Source organism: Stenotrophomonas sp. HMWF003, assembly GCF_003061285.1.
Taxonomy (GTDB): Bacteria; Pseudomonadota; Gammaproteobacteria; order Xanthomonadales; family Xanthomonadaceae; genus Stenotrophomonas; species Stenotrophomonas maltophilia_AP.
The window spans coordinates 7,028-14,400 of record NZ_QAIW01000096.1 but is presented as its reverse complement, the minus strand read 5'-3'; the positions used below and the strand labels follow the sequence as shown (position 1 = coordinate 14,400).

The following is a 7,373-nucleotide window of genomic DNA, read 5'->3' as shown; positions in this document are numbered from 1 at the left end:
GGATCGGTCATGGGCGGGGCCAGCAGGGCGAAGGCTCTGAACATAGAAGACCGCTGGCCGCTGCGCCACTGTTGCGTGCAGCGACGGCCCGCTGATGTCGGTTTTGACTTCCCCGGTAGCGCCTGACGGCCGGGTGGGGAGTGCCCTGACGGGCCTGCCGGACGATCCCGGTTCCAAATCCGGCCGACAGGTGGTGAGATAGCGCGGCGGCCCACAGCGGGATCCAGATCGTGAGCGCCGCACGCTGCTTCCCACCCACGGCATCGAGGTCTGCTTGAACCGCGCCAGGATCATCGCCGCCACCGTGCTGTTCGCCCTGCTCGGCGCCTTCGTGCCGATCGCCGGCCTGGTGTACTTCACCTGGAGCCGCGCCACCGAAGCGGAGGCTGCCCGCCTCCAGCTGACCGCCGAGCGCACCCTGCTGCGCGCCAACCGCGCCTACGAGGCCGGGATGCTGGCCCTGCGCCGGCTCAACCAGAGCCCGCTGGAACCGTGCTCGGCCGACCACCTGCACCTGATGCGGGCGCTCACCCTGAGCACGCACTCGGCCGAACAGGTGGGGTACTTCGAGGAGGGCCGGCTGCGCTGCACCTCCTGGGGCATGATGGAGGCCCACGTACCCGAGCCGACGCCGGACCACATCACCGCCGACGGCGCCGGCATCACCCTGGGGGTGCGACCGATTGCCGGGGATGGGTCGCCGCTGATCGCCCTGCACCTGGGCCGCTACGACATCCTGATGGACCCGTCCCGCTTCGTGGACGTCATCGCCGACCCCAACGTGCGCCTGGCCGTGGCCAGCCCCGACGGCCGCCTGATGGCCCAGCAGGACCTGCTCGACCAGCCCCTGCTGCAACGCCTGCTGCGCAATCCGCACAGCGGCATGGACAGCCACACCCTGTATGCCACCGCGCAGGACCAGGAATGGCTGGCCATCGCCACCGCCCCGCGTACCGACCTGCTGGCCAGTTTCCGCCAGCAGTTCCGGCAGTTCATCCCGCTGGGCGTTCTGGGCGCGCTGGCCGCGATCGGCGCGGTGGTGTGGCTGTCGCGGCGGCGGTTGTCGCTGCGCGGGGAACTGGTCACGGCGGTGCGCCGGCGCGAATTCCACATGCACTACCAGCCCATCATCGAGCTGGACACCGGTATCTGCGTGGGCGCCGAATCGCTGGTGCGCTGGACCCGGCCCGACGGCAGCCACGTGCGCCCGGACCTGTTCATCCCGCTGGCCGAGGAACATGGCCTGATCGACGCACTGACCGACCAGGTGATCGAGTGCGTCATCGATGACATGCGCGAGCTGCTGGTCCAGGACCGCAGCGCCCATATCGCCATCAACCTGTCGGCCGCCGATGTCAGCAGCGGCCGCGCGCTCAAGGTGCTGGCGGCCAAGCTGGCCGGCACCGGCATCCATCCGCAGCAGATCTGGCTGGAGGCCACCGAGCGCGGCTTCATCGACATCCAGCGCGCGCGCAACACGCTGGCCATCGCCCGGCGTACCGGCCACTGCGTGGCCATCGACGATTTCGGCGTGGGTTATTCCAGCCTGCAGTACCTGCAGCAGCTGCCACTGGATGCCTTGAAGATCGACAAGTCGTTCATCGATGCCATCGGCACCGACAGCGCCACCAGCCCGGTCACCTCGCACATCATCGACATGGCCAAGACCCTGGGCCTGTTCACCGTGGCCGAGGGCATCGAAACCCCCGCCCAGCTGGCCTACCTGCAGGCCCGCCAGGTGGAGTTCGGGCAAGGCTGGCTGTTCTCGCGTGCGCTGCCCCCGGAGGCCTTCATCGCCTTCCACCACCAGCGCCTGCAGCAGTACGGCAAAGCGCGCGAGAATTTCCAGAACCCGAATAGCGCGGTGGAGTAGAACCGGGCTCTGCCGCGCCGCGAGGTTCGTGGGCGCCATCGCGTATGACGCGTCGCCACGCGCCCGGGACCCACCGTGTCGGGACGTAGAGCCGGGCTCTGCCCGGCTGCTTTTCCCAGGAATCCCGAACTGCCGGGCAGAGCCCGGCACTACTCGTTGGCGATGCCCGCCAGCTCCAGCACCCAGCGCGGCACCTTGGGCTCGCCGGCGTAGAAGCTGCGCGGCTTGCCCTCTGCCATCGCCCAGCGGTGGATCCAGCTGATGCCGCCGGCGCCGTTGTAGCCATCGGCGTGCGCATAGGCGGGGTCCTGCAGCGCCTGCTCCAGGGTGATGAACGTGTAGTCCCTGCGGCGGGTAGCGGCGATCAGTTCGTCGATGCTGGCCGCATTGAGCGCGTTGGCATGCATCAACCACACCTGCGCCGGCAACCGGCCCAGCAGGTGGCGCGACTGGTCTTCGTAGTAGTCCAGCTTGTTCAGCATATAGGGCACATAGCCTCGCCGCAGCTGGCGCAGCCGGGCCTCGCGCAGCGCCGGGTCGGCCTCGGTGTCGCGCACATGGTCGTAGGCGAAGGCCCAGATCCACTCACTGTTGTCCACCGTGACCGGCGCGATGCGATAGCCGTGCTGGTCCAGGAAGGCCGCCAGCGCCGCGCGTTGCTGCGGGGTCTCCCCGGCACGCAGGTACGGATGGCGGAACCAGCGTGGTGTCTGCCCGCGTTCGGCCAGCAACGGTCGCAGCGTCTGCTCGCCACGCAGGATGTCCTGCTCGTAGGCCTCCAGCCCGATCGCATGCAGGTCCACGTGGCCACGGGTGTGGTTGCCCAGTTCGAACCCGGCATCGCGCCAGTCGCGCAGCATCTGCACGCGCGCCGGCTGCACCTGGCCATCGCGCTCCAGCTTGATCTCGTTGACGAACCCCACCACCGGCACCTGCGCCGCCTTCAACGCGGTGAGCAGCTGCGCGTGGCGTTGTGCCAGCTCCGGATCATCGCGCTCATCCAGCCGCTGCCAGGGCAGGTCGTCGATGGTCAGCGCAATGCGCTGGTCCGGCGCGGCCTGCACGGCCGCGGCAAGTCCCAGCAACCCCAGTCCCATCCAACGCAACACGATGCGGCGCACGCAACCCTCCTGATCTGTGCCGCTACCTTAAACCAATCGTGGTGCCGGGCCAGAACACGTAGTGCCGGGCTCTGCCCGGCAGTTCGATATTCCTGCGGAAAGCAGCCGGGCAGAGCCCGGCGCTACGTCCAAGAGCGGCAGAGCCCGGCGCTACGTCCCGACGCGGTGGGTCCCTGGCGCGTGGCGACGCGTGCTACGCCATGGCGCCCTGCGAACCTCGCGGCGCGGCAGAGCCCGGCGCTACGTCCAAGAGCGGCAGAGCCCGGCGCTACGTCCCCGACGTGGGCGCCCACGCGCCCGGCCGCCGCAGCACTACCAGCACCGTGGCGGCCAGCAGTGCCAGCACCACGCCCGGCAGCCACCGCTCGCCCCATGTTTCCAGCATCACCCCACCCACCACCCCGGCGATGGCGATGGCCAGGTTCCAACCGGTGACCACGAACGACTGCGCGATGTCGCCGGCCACCCCGGCGCGGCGCGCCACGGCGGTCTGGAACAAGGTGGGCACGCCGCCGAACGCCATGCCCCACACCACCGTGCCCAGCACCAGCACCCAGGCCGATGCAGGCCAGAGCGCGAAGGCCAACGCGGCCAGCACGAACGCGGCCGTGCTGGCCATCACCAGCACGCGCAGCCAGCGGTCCACCCACATGCCGGTGATCCAGATCCCCACCAACGCCGCCACGCCGAACACCAGCAGCAACCGGTCCAGCCAGACCACCGCGCCGGACAGCGCTGCAAACGGTTCGATGTAGGTGTACAGCACGTTGTGCGCCAGCACGAACAGGAACATGGTCAACAGCGCCGCGCGCATGCCCGGAAGCCGCCATACGGCACCCAGCGTCTGCCGCGCGCCCGCGCCGGGAGCCGACAGCGCCGGCAAGGCCAGCCGCGCCCACGCCAGCAGGCCCACGCTCAGCAGCGACATCAGCGCGAACGCCCAGCGCCAGCCGATGGTCTGCCCCAGCAACGTACCGGCGGGAATGCCCAGCGACAACGCCAGCGGCGTCCCCACCATCGCCACCGCAATGGCGCGCCCCTGCAACCGGGGCGCCACCATGCGGCTGGCATAGCCGGCCACCAACGACCACAACAGGCCCGCGCTGATGCCGGCGACGAAGCGCGCCACCAGCATCACCGCGTAATGGTGGGTCAGTGCGGTCACCGTATTGACCACCACGAACCCGGCAATCGCGGCCAACAGCAGCGGTCGCCGCGGCAGCCGCTGGGTAAGGGCGGTCATCGGCAACGCCGCCACCAGCGAGCCGAACGCATAGATGGTCACCAGCTGCCCCACCAGCGCGCGGCTGACGCCCAGATCGGCGCTCATCGGCGACAGCAGCCCGGCCGGCAACGCTTCGGTGAGGATGGTGATGAAGCCGGCGCAGGCCAGCGCCAGCAACCCGGACAACGGCAACCGCTCGGCCGCCGAGGGCGCGTCGGCAAGCACGCCTGAACCCGCCTCGCCACTCATGCCTGCGCCGCTCATGCCCGTGCACCGGCAGCAAGGTCGGCGTACACCGCATCGCGCAGCTGCGCCACGAACGGCCCGTGCATGCCCTCGTACAAGGTGTTGGTCAGCGCCACCACGCTCACCCCGCGCGCCGGATCGACGAACCAGCTGTGTCCATAGGCACCGCCCCAGCACCAGCTGCCCGCCGCCTGCGGCGTGGCGGCAAGTGCCGGGTCCCGCAGGACCGCAAACCCCAGCCCGAAGCCCCAGCCCGGTGCATCCGGCGGCCCCTGCTCGCCCACCTGCGCACGCGCCATCGCGGCCACGCTGGACGCTGGCAGCCAGGCGCGCTCGGCATCGCCGCGGAGCGCTTCCAGCAGGCGCATCACATCCTGCGCGGTGCCCACCATGCCGCCGCCGGCGGAAGGGAATGCATCCGGGTTGCTGGCCCGGGCAAGGCTGTAGGCAATTCCTGCGGTGCCTTCGAAGGGCGGCACCACCTCGCCTTCGCGCAGCCGGTGCGGTTGCGGCGTATCGGACACGTAGGGCGTGGCCAGGCGCGCCGGGGTCGGGGTGTGGAAGCCGGTGTCCTTCATGCCCAGCGGCGCAGTCACCTGCTCGCGCACGACCTGTGCAAGCGGCTGACCAGTGGCCGCTTCCAGCACGGCACCGGCCACGTCCACACCCAGCGCGTAGTGCCAGGCCTGCCCGGGCGGGAACAGCAGCGGCACATCGGCGATCCGCCGCAGGTTCTCGTGCAGGGTGATCGGGCTGTCGTCCATGCCGTCGCTGACCCCGGCGCGCGCATGCGGGCCTTCGGCGTCGGCGTCCAGGAAGCGATAGCCAAGCCCGGCACTGTGGCTGAGCAGCTGGCGCAGGGTCATGACCGGCCGGGTGCCATCAGGCAGCGCGGGCCGGAAGTCAGGCAGCCAATCGGTGACCGGTGCATCCAGCGATACGAGCCCCTGCGCCACCAGGCGCATCACCGCGGCGGTCACGATCGGCTTGCTTACCGACGCCAGCCGGAACAGGGCATCGGCCTGCATCGGCCGCTGTTGCTCGCGGTCGGCCCAGCCGCTGGCGCTGGCATGGCGCAGCTGGCCATGTTCGCGCACCAGCACCACCGCGCCGACAACGCGCTGGTCGGCATGGGCGGCGGAGAGCACGGCATCCACCGCGGCCAGGCGCGGCTGGACAAGGGGAGGCACATCAAGCACGGAGGACATCGCGGAATTCCAGCAGCGGGGGGAGCGCCATGCTCGGTGTTCGGCGGCGCGCCAAACACCCAGTTCGCAGTCCACTCATTCCGGACACTGCATTCCGCAATCGGTGCAGACCCCGTACCAGCAAGGGATGCCGCCGCTGCCACCCCGGCACGCACCGCTGCATTCCATGCACCGTGCACCACCGCCGCGCCGGGCCGCTAGAGTGGCGCCTTTCCCCTTGAGTTCGGCCATGTCGGCTTTGGACAACATCGGCAACCTGCAGACCTTCGTGCACGTGGCCGACACCCGCAGCTTCGTCGACACCGGGCGCCTGCTCGGCGTGTCGGCCTCGGCCACCGGCAAGACCATCACGCGCCTGGAACAGGCACTGGGCGTGCGCCTGTTCCATCGCAGCACGCGCAGCGTGACCCTGACCGCCGAGGGCGAGCGCTTCCTGCTGCGCTGCCGGCGCATCCTCGACGAGCTGGACGCCGGCCGCACCGAGCTGGCCCAGCAGGCCGCCGCCCCGTGTGGCGTGTTGCGGCTCAGCCTGCCGCTGGTGGGTGACCTGTCGCTGCCGATCCTGGCCGCGTTCATGGCCACCTACCCCGGCATCCGCCTGGAGCTGGATTTCGACGACCGCCTGGTCGATGTGGTCGAAGAAGGCTTCGATGCGGTGCTGCGCGTAGGTGAGCCGTCCGACTCGCGGCTCAGCGCGCGCCGGCTGGGCGTGTTCCCCCGCTACCTGGTGGCCTCGCCCGAGTATCTGGCGCGGCGCGGCACGCCCAAGGCCCCGCACGACCTGCTGCAGCACGACTGCCTGCACTACCGCTTCCCCAGCAGCGGCAAGCTGGAACCGTGGCCGCTGCCACGCGCGTCGGGGGAACCAGCGTTGGAACTGCCGGTGTCGATGGTGGCCAACACCATCGAGGCGCGCCTGGCGTTCGCGCTGGCCGGGCGAGGCATCGCCTACATCCCCGAGCACTCGGTACGCGATGCGTTGGCCGATGGCCGCCTGGTGCGCGTGCTGCCCGAGCAGATCCACGCCTGCGGCACCTTCCACCTGCTGTGGCCGTCGGGCCGCCACGTGCTGCCCAAGCTGCGGGTATTCATCGATTTCGTCAGCGCCCGGCTCACCGGCGTGAGCTGTTGAACAGCGTGCATTCACTCCCTTGGCGCGGCGCAAATCTATACTGGCGGCGCGACAGCCAGTCGCCTGTGTAATGAGGTATGCCCGCATGCGCCAGTGATGCCCCGCCGTCTGTTTGACGGCCTGTGTCCTTCCCGCCCCGTGCGTGAAGGGAACCCACGGCATCCCTGGAGGTCGCATGACCGCATTTTCCCTCACGCTCGACCGCGTGACCTGCACCCTGCCCGATGGGCGGGTCCTGTTTTCCGATATCAGCACCCACTTCGACACCACCCCGACCGGCCTGGTCGGGCGCAATGGCGTGGGCAAGAGCGTGCTGGCCCGCGTGTTGGCCGGCCAGCATGCGCCCAGTGCCGGCCAGGTGCAGCGCCACGGCCGCGTGCACCTGCTGGCCCAGCACAGTGGTGCCCCACCGGGCAGCCACGCCGCGCTGGCGGGCGTGGCCCCGCTGCTGGCTGCGCTGGCGCGCATCGAGGCCGGCAGTGTCGATCCCGCCGATTTCACCGCGGTAGGCGAGCGCTGGAACATCCGCGAACAGCTGCAGGCGCAGTGGCAGCAATTGGGCTTGCCG

At 70.1% G+C, this 7,373-nt stretch carries 6 protein-coding genes; 3 read left to right on the top strand and 3 right to left on the bottom strand.

The features are described from left to right. Positions 1-274: 274 nt before the first annotated feature. Positions 275-1,873: an EAL domain-containing protein gene (locus DBR34_RS03945; protein ID WP_128095790.1), complete on the top strand. Its 1,599-nt coding sequence runs from the start codon at positions 275-277 to the stop codon at positions 1,871-1,873. 149 nt (positions 1,874-2,022) lie between these two features. Here the strand turns inward: DBR34_RS03945 and DBR34_RS03940 are convergent, their stop codons facing one another. The 3 genes from DBR34_RS03940 to DBR34_RS03930 form a co-directional block, all read right to left on the bottom strand. Continuing rightward, positions 2,023-2,979 (bottom strand): polysaccharide deacetylase family protein, encoded by a 957-nt coding sequence (locus DBR34_RS03940; protein WP_128095792.1) that lies wholly within the window; start codon positions 2,977-2,979, stop codon positions 2,023-2,025. Positions 2,980-3,262: 283 nt separating this feature from the next. Continuing rightward, complete coding sequence (locus DBR34_RS03935; RefSeq protein ID WP_128095791.1) at positions 3,263-4,468, bottom strand: MFS transporter; 1,206 nt, start codon at positions 4,466-4,468, stop codon at positions 3,263-3,265. A gap of 11 nt (positions 4,469-4,479) precedes the next feature. Continuing rightward, on the bottom strand, positions 4,480-5,673 hold the full coding sequence (locus tag DBR34_RS03930) for a serine hydrolase domain-containing protein (protein WP_128095789.1): 1,194 nt from the start codon (positions 5,671-5,673) through the stop codon (positions 4,480-4,482). A 229-nt stretch (positions 5,674-5,902) separates the two neighbouring features. Here DBR34_RS03930 and DBR34_RS03925 point away from each other — a divergent pair, with 229 nt between their 5' ends. Next, complete coding sequence (locus DBR34_RS03925) at positions 5,903-6,805, top strand: LysR family transcriptional regulator (RefSeq protein ID WP_128095788.1); 903 nt, start codon at positions 5,903-5,905, stop codon at positions 6,803-6,805. Positions 6,806-6,980: 175 nt separating this feature from the next. After that, positions 6,981-7,373, top strand: a 393-nt coding sequence (locus tag DBR34_RS22090; RefSeq protein ID WP_258223649.1) for an ATP-binding cassette domain-containing protein, incomplete at its 3' end; no start/stop codon positions are given.